This is a genomic window from Paraburkholderia dinghuensis (genome assembly GCF_003837865.1).
Taxonomy (GTDB): domain Bacteria; phylum Pseudomonadota; class Gammaproteobacteria; order Burkholderiales; family Burkholderiaceae; genus Paraburkholderia; species Paraburkholderia dinghuensis.
Genome location: NZ_RQIS01000004.1, coordinates 148,901 through 163,346, shown reverse-complemented (window position 1 = coordinate 163,346; position 14,446 = coordinate 148,901). Strand labels below are relative to the sequence as shown.

At 64.5% G+C, this 14,446-nt stretch carries 13 protein-coding genes; 8 read left to right on the top strand and 5 right to left on the bottom strand.

Translation table 11 applies throughout. The annotated features are described in order from the left end of the window. Positions 1–25 precede the first annotated feature (25 nt). From D1Y85_RS07105 to cysS, 3 genes are all read right to left on the bottom strand, one after another. A complete protein-coding gene (locus tag D1Y85_RS07105; protein WP_124150349.1) occupies positions 26–997 on the bottom strand; it encodes an acetyl-CoA carboxylase carboxyltransferase subunit alpha in 972 nt (323 codons plus the stop codon). A 171-nt stretch (positions 998–1,168) separates the two neighbouring features. Beyond that, entirely contained in the window at positions 1,169–2,164 is a 996-nt protein-coding gene (locus D1Y85_RS07100) for a DNA-3-methyladenine glycosylase family protein (protein ID WP_124150348.1), read from the bottom strand. A 48-nt stretch (positions 2,165–2,212) separates the two neighbouring features. Beyond that, positions 2,213–3,610, bottom strand: a complete 1,398-nt coding sequence (gene cysS / locus D1Y85_RS07095) for a cysteine--tRNA ligase (RefSeq protein ID WP_124150347.1) — start codon at positions 3,608–3,610, stop codon at positions 2,213–2,215. A gap of 263 nt (positions 3,611–3,873) precedes the next feature. Between cysS and D1Y85_RS07090 the strand changes: the two genes are divergently transcribed. From D1Y85_RS07090 to D1Y85_RS07075, 4 genes are all read left to right on the top strand, one after another. Next, entirely contained in the window at positions 3,874–4,584 is a 711-nt protein-coding gene (locus D1Y85_RS07090; protein WP_246024813.1) for a tetratricopeptide repeat protein, read from the top strand. A gap of 70 nt (positions 4,585–4,654) precedes the next feature. Beyond that, positions 4,655–5,236 carry a peptidylprolyl isomerase gene (locus D1Y85_RS07085; protein ID WP_124150345.1) on the top strand — a complete coding sequence of 194 codons (582 nt, stop codon included), beginning with the start codon at positions 4,655–4,657 and terminating at the stop codon, positions 5,234–5,236. Positions 5,237–5,355: 119 nt separating this feature from the next. Continuing rightward, positions 5,356–5,850: a peptidylprolyl isomerase gene (locus D1Y85_RS07080; protein WP_124150344.1), complete on the top strand. Its 495-nt coding sequence runs from the start codon at positions 5,356–5,358 to the stop codon at positions 5,848–5,850. 24 nt (positions 5,851–5,874) lie between these two features. Beyond that, positions 5,875–6,672 carry a UDP-2,3-diacylglucosamine diphosphatase gene (locus D1Y85_RS07075; RefSeq protein WP_124150343.1) on the top strand — a complete coding sequence of 266 codons (798 nt, stop codon included), beginning with the start codon at positions 5,875–5,877 and terminating at the stop codon, positions 6,670–6,672. A 54-nt stretch (positions 6,673–6,726) separates the two neighbouring features. Here D1Y85_RS07075 and cysE read toward each other — a convergent pair whose 3' ends face one another. After that, complete coding sequence (gene cysE, locus D1Y85_RS07070; protein WP_124150342.1) at positions 6,727–7,584, bottom strand: serine O-acetyltransferase; 858 nt, start codon at positions 7,582–7,584, stop codon at positions 6,727–6,729. Positions 7,585–7,829: 245 nt separating this feature from the next. Then, on the bottom strand, positions 7,830–8,651 hold the full coding sequence (locus tag D1Y85_RS07065) for an RNA methyltransferase (protein WP_246024812.1): 822 nt from the start codon (positions 8,649–8,651) through the stop codon (positions 7,830–7,832). A 467-nt stretch (positions 8,652–9,118) separates the two neighbouring features. Between D1Y85_RS07065 and D1Y85_RS07060 the strand changes: the two genes are divergently transcribed. The 4 genes from D1Y85_RS07060 (at position 9,119) to D1Y85_RS07050 (ending at position 14,402) form a co-directional block, all read left to right on the top strand. After that, positions 9,119–9,916, top strand: a complete 798-nt coding sequence (locus tag D1Y85_RS07060; protein WP_124150341.1) for an inositol monophosphatase family protein — start codon at positions 9,119–9,121, stop codon at positions 9,914–9,916. 235 nt (positions 9,917–10,151) lie between these two features. Continuing rightward, the gene (locus D1Y85_RS27880; protein WP_281278267.1) at positions 10,152–10,283 is read left to right on the top strand and encodes a hypothetical protein; all 132 of its coding nucleotides are present in this window, start codon (positions 10,152–10,154) and stop codon (positions 10,281–10,283) included. 167 nt (positions 10,284–10,450) lie between these two features. Further along, complete coding sequence (mutS, locus tag D1Y85_RS07055) at positions 10,451–13,117, top strand: DNA mismatch repair protein MutS (RefSeq protein ID WP_124150340.1); 2,667 nt, start codon at positions 10,451–10,453, stop codon at positions 13,115–13,117. Continuing rightward, complete coding sequence (locus tag D1Y85_RS07050) at positions 13,083–14,402, top strand: hypothetical protein (protein ID WP_124150339.1); 1,320 nt, start codon at positions 13,083–13,085, stop codon at positions 14,400–14,402. The genes mutS and D1Y85_RS07050 overlap by 35 nt, the downstream gene beginning before the upstream one ends. Positions 14,403–14,446 lie beyond the last annotated feature (44 nt).

Genomic DNA, 14,446 nt, shown 5'->3' with positions numbered 1-14,446 from the left:
GTGATCGGGAACCGGGACGCGAGGCTTACGCGCCCGGCGTCGTTTCCTTGAACTTGCCGTAGGCCATCAAGCGCTCGTGACGACGCTCCTTGAGGTCGGCAATGCTCATGCCCTGGAACTGGCGCAGCGAGTCGGAGAGCGCGCGGCGCAGCAGCGCAGCCATGCCCTTCGGATCGCGATGCGCGCCGCCAAGCGGCTCGTTCACGATCTTGTCGATGAGACCGAGCGCCTTCAGGCGGTGAGCGGTCAGACCGAGCGCTTCAGCGGCCTCGGGCGCCTTCGCGGCGCTCTTCCACAGGATCGACGCGCAACCCTCCGGCGAAATGACCGAGTAGGTCGAGAACTGCAGCATCATCACAGTGTCGGCCACGGCAATCGCGAGCGCGCCGCCCGAACCGCCTTCGCCGATGATCGTCGTGATGATCGGCGTCTTCAGTTCGGACATCACGTAGAGATTGCGGCCGATCGCCTCCGATTGGCCGCGCTCTTCCGCGCCGATGCCCGGATACGCGCCCGGGGTATCGACAAACGTGAAGATCGGCAGACCGAATTTTTCGGCGAGGCGCATCAGGCGCTCGGCCTTGCGATAGCCTTCAGGACGCGGCATGCCGAAGTTGCGCGCGGCGCGCTCCTTCGTGTCACGGCCCTTCTGATGGCCGATGATCATGCAGGCCTGGCCATTGAATCGAGCGAGACCGCCGACGACCGACAGGTCGTCCGCATACGAGCGGTCACCGTGCAGTTCATGAAAATCGGTGAACAGCTCGTGAATGTAATCGAGCGTATACGGTCGCTGTGGATGGCGCGCGATCTGCGAGACCTGCCACGGGCTCAGGTTCGCATAGAGGTCCTTCGTGAGCTGCTGGCTCTTCTTCGAGAGCCGGTCGATCTCTTCCGAAATATCGACGGCCGAATCGTCCTGAACGAAGCGTAGTTCTTCGATTTTTGCTTCGAGTTCAGCGATCGGCTGTTCGAAATCCAGAAACGTGGTCTTCATGTGTTGGAATCCTTGCACTTACCGGCAGCGCGTATTCTAACCGCGACTGCCAGTGTCGGAATCGGCGCAGAACTATCAATTAAGAGATGGCGATAGCCAACCCTTAACTGCTCTAGCACCTTCTTCATACCTTCAAACCGGGGGCGCAACAACGTCTCCCCCGCTGGGAGTTCAAGCAGGCTCAAGGCTGCGCCACATATACCATGTCGCGACAGTACGCCACGGCTCCCAGTTCGCCGCGACTTCGCGGGCTTCGCTGCGCGTGACGGGCTCGCCGCTGAAATAGTTGATGCTGATCGCGCGGATCAGGCTGAGGTCGTCGAGCGGCAGCACATTCGGGCGCGCGAGGTTGAAGATCAGGAACATCTCCGCGGTCCAACGGCCGATGCCGCGAATCTGCGTGAGCTCGGCGATGACTTCCTCGTCGTCCATCGATGTCCACTTGCCGACATGCAATGCGCCCGACACGAAGTGCTGCGCGAGATCCAGAATGTATTCCGCCTTGCGCTTCGAGAGCCCGCACGCGGCCAGCTTCTCGTGACCGAGCTTGAGGAACTGCTGCGGCGCGAGCTTCGGACATGCATCCTCGACGCGCTGCCAGAGCGCCTGCGCAGCCGCCGTCGAGATCTGCTGGCCGACCACCGAGCGCGCGAGCGTGACGAACGGATCGTCCTTGCTCAAGAGATGCACGGGGCCGAACTTCGGAATCAGCTTCTTGAGAATGCGGTCGCGCTTGACGAGATCGGCGCACGCGCGATCCCAGTAGTCGGGACGCTGCACATCAAGCCCGAACGCACCGGACAGATTCTCTGCGGCCACGTCGGGCGCGGCGGCGCCATCGGGCTGCACTGCGGGCACGGCATGCAGCGCCTGTGCGTCGGGCGTTACCGGTACGCCGTTGACCTTCGAGCGAACCGGTTTCGCGCCCGGCTTGACCGAACGTTTGAGAGAGCGTTTGACTGCAGCGCCGGTCGTACCAGCGGCGCCGTCGAGCGCAGTCTTCGAATTTCTGGCGACCGTCTTCCTCGCCGACGCCATCTTGCCGTCGAGCACGTCTTTTGCGGTCTTCGCCGCCGCGGCGCCGCGCACCGTGCGCTTGCCCGCCTCACCTGCCGTGCTCGTCATCGACGCAGACCGCCTGGCCTGCGCCTTCGTGGCCGTTGCCATCCTGCCTCCTGCCCTCGCGAATCGATCAGTGGAAACTGGATAGCCCGCTCAAACGCGGCGCCACTCGGTCAATCCGCCCGGTTTGTCTTCGAGCGCGATACCGGCATCAAGCAGCTCGGCCCTGATCCGGTCCGCCTCCGCATATTGTTTAGCCTTCTTCGCTTCCTGGCGCGCGGCGATCTTCGCTTCGATCCCGGCCACGTCGAGCGCCCCTGCATCTTGTGCACCAGCCGCCTGTTGCAGGAACACGCGCGGCTCACGCACGAGCAACCCGAGCACGCGCGCGAGGCACTGCAACTGACGCGCGAGCACCGCATCACGTGTGCGGTTCACTTCCGTCGCGAGATCGAACAGCACGGCGATCGCAACCGGTGTGTTGAAGTCGTCGTTCATCGCCGCGCTAAAGCGTTGCGCGAACGGTTCGTTCCAGTCGAGTTCGCCCGCATCCGGCGTCACATCTTTCAACGCCGTGTAAAGACGCGTGAGCGCGTTGCGTGCATCGTCGAGGTGCACGTCGCTGTAATTCAACGGCGACCGATAGTGCGCGCGTGCCATGAAGAAACGCACCACTTCGGCATCGTACTTCGCGAGCACGTCGCGGATCGTGAAGAAGTTGCCGAGCGACTTCGACATCTTCTCATTGTCGATCTGCACGAACCCGTTGTGCATCCAGTAATTCACGAACGTCTTGCCGGTCGCCCCTTCGCTCTGCGCAATCTCGTTCTCATGGTGCGGAAACTGCAGATCCTGCCCGCCGCCATGAATGTCGAAATGCTCTCCGAGCAGCGTGCACCCCATCGCGGAACATTCGATGTGCCAGCCCGGGCGCCCACGGCCGTACTTCGAATCCCAGCTCGTATCAGCAGGTTCATGCGCCTTCGCCTGTTTCCACAGGACGAAGTCGAGCGGATCCTGCTTGGCATCGTTGGCAGCCACACGCTCGCCGGTACGCAAGTCTTCGATCGATTTGCCCGAGAGCGCACCATAGTTCGCGAACTTGCGCACCGCGTAGTTGACGTCGCCGTCCGTGCCCTGATACGCGTAGCCGTTTTTCTCCAGCATACCGATCATGTCGAGCATCTGCGCAATGTATTGCGTGGCACGCGGCTCGAGATCGGGGCGCGCCACGCCGAGTGCGTCCGCGTCTTCGTGAAGTGCATCGATGAAACGGCTGGTGAGCGACTTGATCGTCTCGCCGTTCTCTACCGCGCGGCGAATGATCTTGTCGTCGATGTCGGTAATATTGCGGACATACGTTACCTTGTAACCGAGCGCGCGCAGCCATCGTTGCACGATGTCGAACACCACCATCACACGCGCGTGGCCCACGTGACAATAGTCGTACACCGTCATGCCACAGACGTACATGCGTACGACGCCGGGCTCGAGGGGCACGAAAACTTGCTTGTCACGCGCGAGCGTGTTGTAGATGCGCAGTGATTCCATAAGGACGCTGGATACGTGGTTCGAAGAAAATCTGCAACGGCGCCGACCGTGGCCGGCCGGTGCGACGCACCGCGGCACTCAGGCTACGATCTGGACAGAGACGACCACGAGGGGCGAAGACAGCCCGGCGTCTCACGCGTCGCGCCCAGAAGTTGTCCGGAGGTTGCCCGGAACTTACCGGATGCGGCCGGAACAAGCGCGCGACGAAAACGCACGGACCTTTTGTTAGAATGGCTCGGAGTATAACACCGCGACCTCACCCTATGAAACCTTCCAGCGGCCGCACGCATCGCGTCGCGACCCTTGCCGCAGCGGCGCTTGCGAGCATCGCGTTCGTCTTCGGCAGTGCGCAGATGACCCATGCTGCGCCCCCCGCAACCGCCGACGGCACGCCCGAAGCGGACGCCGCCATCGCGCAGCATAACTGGGCGGCGGCGCTCGAGGCGCTCGACGCGCGTATCAAGACGAACCCGCACGACGTGCAGGCGAAATTCAAGCGTGCCACGATCCTCGCGCGTCTGAATCGCGACGACGACGCGATCGCGGCATTTACCGAGCTCACGCAGCTGTACCCCGAATTGCCCGAGCCCTACAACAATCTCGCCGCGCTTTTCGCGAAGCACGGCCGATTTGAAGAGGCGCGCGTCGCACTGGAAACCGCGGTGAAGGCGAACCCGTCGTACGGCCTTGCATGGGAGAACCTCGGTGACCTGTATCTGCGCCTCGCCGATGCGTCATACCGACGCGCAACTGCGCTAGGTCACGCGAGCGGCACCACGCAGCAGCGCCTCGCCAGCATCCAGACCATCGTCACGCCGTCTGCCGCGCCGAAAAAACCGGCAGTGTCGCCCGCCGCTACGAACGAAGGGGAGACGACAAACCTCATCGCGCCCACGCTGAGCAATCCCTCGTTCCAGTTCGGCGGCCCGTCGGGACCCTTCGCGACGCCGCCGTACGTGGCGCCTTCGCAATAAGCCGCGCCGCTCAGGCAGCGGCGCACGTCGTTTCCCAATCCCCTTCCAATCCGCTTTACCGAGGACACTCATGAAATGGTTGATGTTGGCGCTCGGCAGCGCCGCCCTGATCGCGAACGCTCCCGCCTTTGCGCAACCGGCCGCTCAAGCCGCGCATCCGCAGGTGCTCATCAAGACCAGCGAGGGCGACATTCGCGTCGAACTCTATCCTGAGAAGGCGCCGAAGACCGTCGACAACTTCCTCCAGTACGTGAAGGCCGGCCAGTACAACGGCACGATTTTCCATCGCGTGATTCGCGGCTTCATGATCCAGGGCGGCGGCTATACGACGAGCTTCGTCGAGAAACCGACGCGCGCACCGATCCCGCTCGAAAGCAGAAACGGACTGAAGAATCAGACCGGCACGATTGCGATGGCGCGCACCGGCGACCCCGATTCGGCCACGGCGCAGTTCTTCATCAACACGGTGGATAACGCGGGGCTCGACTACCCGAATCCAGACGGCAACGGCTATGCGGTATTCGGCAAAGTCACACAGGGCATGGACGTCGTGAAGCGGATCGAAGCCGTGCCCACCACCTCGCGCGGCCCGATGTCGGACGTGCCGCAAACGGCAGTCGTGATCGAGTCGGCAACGGTCATCGGCAAATAACACGCACTAGCACTCCTCTCATCGCGCGGTGCGGCACCGGCACACGCGAGGGCGCAACGCCACGCCTCGTGCCGCTGCCACACTGCTCACTCACCCCAGCCACAGCAAAGGATTCCATCATGGTCGAACTGCATACGAATCACGGCGTCATCAAGCTCGAACTCAACGCCGAAAAAGCGCCGAAAACCGTCGCGAACTTTCTCGCTTACGTGAAGAAGGGCCACTACGACGGCACCGTGTTCCACCGTGTCATCGACGGCTTCATGATCCAGGGCGGCGGTTTCGAAGCCGGCATGAAGCAACGTCCCACCGATGCCCCGATCGAAAACGAAGCGAACAACGGCCTGAAGAACGAGCGCGGCTCGATCGCCATGGCGCGCACCAACGACCCGCATTCGGCATCGGCGCAATTCTTCATCAACGTCGCCGACAACGACTTCCTGAACCATTCGTCGCCGACGCCGCAAGGCTGGGGCTACGCCGTGTTCGGCAAGGTTGTCGACGGCCTCGACGTCGTCGACAAGATCAAGAAGGTCAAGACGGGCTCGAAGGGATTTCATCAGGACGTGCCGGCCGACGACGTCGTGATCGAAAAAGCTGTCGTCGTCGAATAACGACACCGGGCGCGCGCTTCATTCATGCTGCAGGAGAAAGCACTACGACACGCCGCTGCGGGCGTGCCCGGCGAGGGCAAACGCCCGCACGCGGCACGCCCGTTTCTGTTCGTGTCGGACCTGCATCTGAGTGACGCGATCCCGCACACGGTCGCCGCGTTCGAGCGTTTCATCCGCGTCACCGCCGATCAGGCGGACTCGGTGTTCATCCTCGGCGACCTCTTCGAATACTGGATCGGCGACGACATGCTCGCCGATCCGTTCATCGCACGTATGACCGCGCTGATGCACACGCTCTCCGAGCGCGGCATCGCGCTCTACGTCATGCACGGCAACCGCGACTTCCTCATGGGCAAGCGCTTCATGAAAGCCGCGGGCGCAATCTGGCTGCCGGACCCGATCGCGATTACGGCATTTGGCACGCGCATCGCGCTTGCGCACGGCGACGCGCTATGCACCGACGATCGCGGCTATCAGATCTTTCGCACGTTCGCGCGCAATCGCCTCGCGCAACTGCTCTTTCTCGCGTGGCCGCTGCGGTGGCGTCGTGCGCTCGCCGAGAACATGCGCCGCAAGAGCGAGGCAGGTCGCGAACGGCCCGCCTTGCCGCGCTATGATGTGACCGCGCGCGGCGTCGCCGCGCTTTTCAGGCGCAGCCGTGCGACGACAATCGTTCACGGCCATACGCACCGCCCGGCGCGCCACCAGGAACCTGGCGGCGTGCGATGGGTGTTACCCGACTGGGAACTCGATCACGGCAAGCCACGCGGCGGCTATCTGCGCGTCGATGCAGAAGGATTCAGGATGATGCCGCTCGATTGAGTGGCATCGATGGAAGGAAAAGGATCCGCGCGTTTCGTCACTCGCAGACGACGATCATGTGCGCGCGTCGACGTCAGCAACGCTTTCGTCGTTCCCAGCTTCTGCCCGCTTCGCTGTTTCGTGCGCTGTTTCGCTTGCAGGCGCCCCACCCTCCAGTCCCGCACACAGGCGTCGCAGATCGAAGAGCGCCGCATCGGCGCCATTGAGCGCCTCAAGCCGTGCGCCGAGCCGCTCCATCGCATCGACGATCGCATCCACGCGCTGCGTCTCCTTGGCCGCGTGATCAATCAGGCCGTGAATCGCAAGCGACACCGGATCGTCGGCATTTGGCGTGATGCCGTATGCGCAGAATGACTCGCTCGCGGACTTCGGCTTCGCCTCCGGTTGCGCGGCATTCGCGGGCATGACGATTCGCGCCGGATTGCCAACGGCCGTCGCGCCTGCGGGCACCGGCTTCACGACCACCGCGTTCGAGCCGATCTTCGCCTGCGCGCCCACCGTAAAGCTGCCGAGCACCTTCGCCCCCGCGCCGACGATCACGCCCGCGCCGAGCGTGGGGTGACGCTTCGCACCGCGCGTGAGCGAAGTGCCGCCGAGCGTCACACCCTGGTAAATCGTGCAGTCATCGCCGACCACGGCCGTCTCGCCGATCACGACGCCCATCCCGTGATCGATGAACACGCGCCGGCCGAGCGTCGCGCCTGGATGGATTTCGATGCCGGTCAGAAAGCGCGCGAGCTGCGAAATGTAGCGCGCGAGCCAGCGTCGCTTCGCGAGCCAGCAAGCGTGCGCCGCGCGATGCAGCACGAGCGCGTGCAGACCGGGATAACACGTCAGGACTTCCCACGCGCTGCGGGCGGCGGGATCGCGCTCGCGGATAGTGGCGATGTCTTCGCGGAGTCTCTTGAACATGATGGCTGCCATGCGTTGCGTTGGGGACTGCTGCGCGCGTATGAGGTGCGCGCAGCACGACGTCGCCGCATCGGAAGGAACGTTGAATTGCTTATAACGGGGAGTGGATTGTATCGATTGTAGGCGCAACCGCCAGCACGTGCCGCCATGCCCCCGAAGCCGTCAAGGTCGAGCGCGCAGGACTGCAGCGCGCATGCGCGAGCGCGTACCCGCCGTGACGCACACGCGATGCGCGCCTGGCGCCCTTATGCGTCGTCCTTGCCCTTGAGCAGGAGGATGCGTTTCGCGATCCCTCGCACGATGTTGACCTCCTCGCGCTCGAGGCCGGAGCGCGCGAAGAGCCGCCGCAGTCGCGACATCAGCTTCTTCGGATTGGCCGGATCGAGAAAGTCGAGCGCGATCAGCGCGTTTTCGAGGTGGACGTACATCCGCTCGATGTCCTCGCTCGAGGCAAGCGGCGAGCTCACGGGTGCAGGACCCGCAGTGGGCAGCGCCGCGCCTGGCTCGCCCGAGGCAAGATACGCGAGGCGCAGTTCGTAGGAGAGCAACTGAACCGCCTGCGCAAGATTGAGCGAACTGTACGCCGGATTCGCAGGGATATGCGCGAGCGCGCTGCACCGCTCGACGTCATCGTTCGAAAGGCCCGTGCGTTCGTTGCCGAAAACGATCGCGATGTCGCCGTGCGCCGCCACCTGGCGGCAAGCGTCGAGCGCCGCCTCGCGCGGTGTGCCCGGCGGCGGGCCGTACTCGCGCATGCGCGCCGTCATCGCAAGCGACCATTGCGTGCCCGCGAGGGCATCCGCGAGCGTCGGCACGACGTGGGCGCCCGCGAGCACATCGTCGGCGCCGCTCGCCATCGCTATGGCCTCCGGGTCGCGCTGCGCCTGCGGCACGCGCGGCGCGACGAGCACGAGCCGCGAGAAGCCCATCGTCTTGAGCGCGCGCGCCGCGGCGCCGATGTTGCCCGGATGGCTCGGCTCGACGAGGACGAAACGCGTGGAAGTGAAGCCGCCGCGCAGCGGCTCGTGGGCGTCGCCTGAGGCGGCGTGATGATCGGAGTGCACCAAGATAAGTCTCGAACGGCAGCGCAATGAAAACTCTATGTTAGCGCGCCTCGCCGCTTGCCGGCGTCCGGTGACGACATCGCACGCCGGCCGGTCAGGCATGGCTCGCTGTGCGCTCACTGCACATCCGCAGCCCTGCGCGCAGGCTGCCAGGGCCGCGGAGCATCCCGCCCAGCGCCCCTAACCCGGCACGTTGCCGTCCCGAAGGGGGCAGCCGCCGGCCCGCTTCGGCGCTCGCACAGCAAGACCGGCCCGGACTCGGGTAAAATGCTGAAATTCGCGCGCGGTAAAGGTAAAGGCCCCTCTGGTTATCCACGAGGCGTTTGCCAGCCGCGCCCCGCTCTTATTCAATTCGTCTCCGTTGGCGGGACAGGTCTCGCGAGAAGGCCCTGTCCATCGTTAGACGCTTTTATCTTCTGCAGACCGGCTCGGTGCCTTTGGCGCGCGTCGGATAAAAAGGATCCTGGCTCATGCATCCCATGCTCAACATCGCTGTCAAGGCCGCGCGCCGCGCCGGACAGATCATCAACCGCGCGTCGCTCGATCTCGATCTCATACAGGTCTCGAAGAAGCAGCACAACGATTTCGTCACGGAGGTCGACAAGGCGTCGGAAGCGGCGATCATCGACACGCTCAAGACCGCCTACCCCGATCACGCCATCCTCGCCGAAGAGTCGGGCCATTCGGAGAATGAATCCGAATATCAGTGGATCATCGACCCGCTCGACGGCACCACGAACTTCATCCACGGCTTCCCGTATTACTGCGTCTCGATCGCGCTCACGCACAAGGGCATCGTCACGCAGGCCGTGGTCTACGATCCGACCCGTAACGACCTCTTCACCGCCTCGCGCGGCCGCGGCGCCTACCTGAACGACCGCCGCATCCGCGTCGGCCGCCGCGACCGGCTCGCCGACGCGCTGATCGGCACCGGCTTCCCGTTCCGCGAGAAGGATGGCATCGAGCGCTACACCGATCTGTTCGCCGATATGACCCGCGCCTGCGCGGGCCTGCGTCGTCCGGGCGCGGCCGCGCTCGACCTGGCGAACGTCGCCGCCGGCCGCATGGACGGGTTCTTCGAGCAGGGTCTCAGCGCGTGGGACGTCGCTGCGGGCGCATTGCTCGTGACGGAGGCGGGTGGCCTCATCGGTAACTACACCGGTGACTCTGACTTCCTCCACGTAGGGGAAGTTGTCGCGGGCAATCCGAAGGTGTACGCGCAGATGGTGCCGATCCTCTCGAAGTACACCCACGTCAACGCCGCGTAAAGTCATCGCGCAATCACGTAATCGCGCCTCATTTCATTTGATTCAGGTGCGGCGCAGTACATCGACTGTGCCCGCCTCGCCGCGGTTAAGCCCGCGGTCCATCAGACGTGGCGCGAGCGCACCGTACCGGCAAGCCGGCGCGGGCAACCGGAAGCTTCATCGCAAAACGTCCGGCATTAATGAGCGGCTTCGGCCGCTTTTTTGTTTTGCCTGCAGCATGTGGCGCCTGCATTCGATGAAAAAGGGTTTCTTCGCGATGATCGCGGTGCGGTTCGGCTCATCACTTGCGGACAATGTGCTGGCGCTCTCCCGCAGGAGACCCGTGCAGCAGATCATCGCCATGCCGGCACGTTTGTTGCCGCGATGATCGCGCTCGTCATGCGGCGCTGCGCCGCAAATGCTCGCCTGGCGAACCCGTGCGCACCCGAAAACACGTAAGTGCATGTGCACGTGCGTCGTTGGCCATTCGGCCAGGTAGACACACACACGGAGCGGGTTAAACTCACGCCCTGAACCCTAAGCTTGACACCGAGGATGGCTACACACACCGAAGGCGACATCGCGCAACACACGCCGATGATGCGCCAGTACCTGAGCATCAAGGCAGATCACCCGGGCACGCTCGTGTTCTACCGGATGGGCGACTTTTACGAGCTGTTCTTCGAGGACGCCGAAAAAGCCGCGCGCCTGCTCGATCTCACGCTTACGCAGCGTGGCGCGTCCGCGGGCACACCAATCAAGATGGCCGGCGTGCCACATCACGCTGTCGAACAGTACCTCGCGAAGCTCGTGAAGCTCGGCGAGTCGGTGGCCATCTGCGAACAGATCGGCGACCCGGCCACCTCGAAGGGACCGGTCGAACGCAAGGTCGTGCGCGTAGTGACGCCCGGCACGCTGACGGATGCAGCACTGCTGTCCGACAAGAACGATGTCTATCTGATGGCGGTCTGCCCCGGTCACAACCGGCGCGGTGTCACGGTGAACGTCGGCCTCGCGTGGCTCAATCTTGCAAGCGGCGCGTTGCGCCTCGCCGAAATCGCACCCGAGCAGACCGCGGCGGCCTTCGAACGGATCCGGCCGGCGGAAATTCTCGTCGCAGAAATGCCCGCCGAATCGTCGGACTGGACGCCACCAGGCGGTGTCGGAGCATTCACGCGCGTACCGGCGTGGCACTTCGATGTCTCTTCGGGCAAGCAACGTCTGTGCGACCAGCTGGACGTCGCGGGTCTCGACGGCTTCGGCGCCGGATCGCTCACGAGCGCATGTGGCGCCGCTGGCGCGCTGCTGCTCTACGCAGCGGCCACCCAGGGCCAGCAGTTGCGTCACGTGCGCAGCCTGAAGGTGGAAGTCGAGTCGGAATACATCGGCCTCGACCCTGCCACGCGCCGCAATCTCGAACTCACCGAAACGCTGCGCGGCACCGAATCGCCGACGCTCTGTTCGCTGCTCGATACCTGCAGCACGGCAATGGGCAGCCGCCTCTTGCGGCACTGGCTCCATCATCCACCGCGCGATGCGTCGATTGCACAGATGCGCCAGCAAGCGATCGGCGCGCTGCTCGAAGCGCCGCCGGGCGCCAGTGTGGACACCTTGCGCGCCGCGCTGCGCCAGATCGCCGACGTCGAGCGCATCACCGGCCGTCTTGCCCTGCTCTCGGCGCGTCCGCGCGACTTGTCGAGCCTGCGTGATACTTTCGCCGCCCTGCCGGCGCTGCGAGAGCAAGTCGCGTCAGCCAGCGGCGCGGCGGCCTCGCTCGCGCGCATTGCTGAGGCACTGGAGCCGCCCGCCGACTGCGCCGATCTGCTGCAGCGCGCAGTCGCGCCGGAACCTGCGGCGATGGTGCGCGATGGCGGCGTAATCGCACGCGGCTACGACGCCGAACTCGACGAACTGCGCGACATGTCGGAGAACTGTGGCCAGTTCCTGCTCGATCTCGAAACGCGTGAGCGCACGCGTACGGGCATCGGCAATCTGCGCGTCGAGTACAACAAGGTCCATGGCTTCTACATCGAAGTGACGCGCGGCCAGACCGACAAGGTCCCCGACGACTACCGCCGCCGCCAGACGCTCAAGAACGCCGAGCGCTACATCACGCCCGAGCTGAAGGTGTTCGAGGACAAGGCACTATCGGCGCAGGAGCGCGCACTCGCACGCGAGCGCGCGCTTTACGACGCACTGCTGCAGGCGCTGTTGCCTTTCATCCCCGACTGCCAGCGCGTGGCGGCGGCACTTGCCGAACTCGACCTGCTCGCGGCATTCGCAGAACGTGCCCGTGCGCTCGACTGGAACGCGCCCGAGTTTTCGGCTGCGCCCGGCATCGAGATCGAACAGGGCCGCCACCCAGTCGTCGAGGCGCAAGTCGAGCAGTTCATCGCGAACGACTGCACACTCAACGCCGAGCGCAAGCTGCTGCTCATCACCGGCCCGAACATGGGCGGCAAGTCAACCTTCATGCGCCAGACGGCGCTGATCTCGCTGCTTGCCTATGTGGGCAGCTACGTGCCTGCGAAACGCGCGCGCTTCGGTCCGATCGACCGCATTTTTACGCGCATCGGCGCCGCCGACGATCTCGCGGGCGGCCGCTCGACCTTCATGGTCGAAATGACCGAAGCCGCGGCGATCCTCAACGGCGCCACGCCGCAGAGCCTCGTGCTGATGGACGAGATCGGGCGTGGAACGTCGACGTTCGACGGCCTCGCGCTGGCCTGGGCCATCGCGCGGCATCTACTCGCGAGCAACGGCTGCCACACGCTCTTCGCCACGCACTACTTCGAACTGACGCAGTTGCCTTCGGAGTTTGCGCAGGCGGCCAACGTCCATCTTTCGGCGGTCGAGCACGGGCACGGCATCGTGTTCCTGCATGCGGTGCAGGACGGTCCGGCAAACCAGAGCTATGGCCTGCAGGTCGCCCAGCTCGCAGGCGTGCCGGCACCCGTGATCCGCGCGGCACGCAAGCATCTCGTGCATCTCGAACAGATGTCGGCGGGGCAGCCCGCGCCACAGCTCGATCTGTTCGCGCTATCGCAGCCCGACGACGCATCGCTCGAAGCCGAAGACGCGCCGCATGCGCCGGACCCGCTCGCGACGCGCGTCGCCGAACGGCTGCGTGCCCTCGATCCAAACGAACTGCGCCCGCGCGATGCACTCGATCTGTTGTACGAACTACATGAGCTGGCTACGTCGCCGGACGCGAACAACTGAGCGCCGCGAGGCGTCTTCACCACGGCTGGCCCACCTCGGCGGTGGCGCGTTGTCACGCGCGCACGCGTTGCATAGCCTTGCTGCAGCGATCGTCCTGACGCTGCCGTTCGGCATCGCCGCGCGGGCGCAGACGCCTCGATACGCGTTCTCGGTCGTTGCGAACGTCGTGACGTCGCAACGCGATGAACCGGCCGCGCAACGGCTCATCGACGCGATCGGCCTCGACCCGCAAAGCGCATTCCTCGTCTACGACGGGAACCTGAAGGGCTCGCGCGAAGTCTGCTCGGACTCCCTGTACGAGCAACGCCATGCGATGCTCGACGCGTCGCGTACACCGCTGGTCTTCGTGCCGGGACAGCAGGACTGGGTTAGTTGTGGCGCGAGCGGATCGGGCGCATACGAGCCGCTCGAGCGGCTCGATCTGCTGCGCCAGACGTTCTTCTCCGATCCCACGATGCTAGGCCAGAGCACGCTCGCTGTTACGCGTGAGAGCGAGGTGCCGCGTTTCAGGCCATATCGGGAAAATGTGCGCTGGCAGTTTGGCGACACCGTGTTCGTGGCGATGAACGTGCCGGACGGCAACAACCACTTTCTGAATGCGGGCGGGCGCAATGGCGAGTTCGAGGACCGCGTGATCGCCAACGGCTTCTGGCTTGAACATGCCGCTGAATACGCGAAGCGCCGCAACGCACGCGCGATCGTGATCTTCATCCAGGCCAACCCGCTGCCGGAACGCGAGGAGCGGGCGGACCGCTTCGCGTGGCTGCGTTTTGGGCATCGCACGCGCGACGGTTACCTCGAATTCAGGAAGAGCCTCATCAAGCTGGCTGAGACATTCCGCGGTCCGGTTGTGCTTGTTCACACTGCCGACACGAAGCTCGCACACGGCTTCGTGATCGACCAGCCGCTGCGCAATGAAAAAGGTGTGAGAGTGGCCAACGTCACGCGGATCGCCTTTGCCCTGCACGATCCGCTCACGCAGTGGCTGCAATTCGATGTGGATACGACCCGGCGCACGCCGTTGCGCGTCAGCGTGCACGATGTGCCGAAGCACTCGCCGCTCTTGCCACCACCCTCCCTGGATAGCAAAGCATCAACGCCTCAGCCCGAGATGCCCGAGGTGTCGTCGATGCCCGATGTCACGGAAATTCCCGGCATGCAGCAGGTGCCAGGCGTCCTGCCGGAAAGCGGAGCAACGCCTGCGAACGGAGAAGTGTCCCCGCCGACGCCGCCAGCGCCCGGTGCGGTACCGAATAGCGAGCCCTCGGTACGACAGGCGCCGTAAAACCAGAGGTATTCAGCCGAACAGGACGGGCGTTCTGCCGCGTC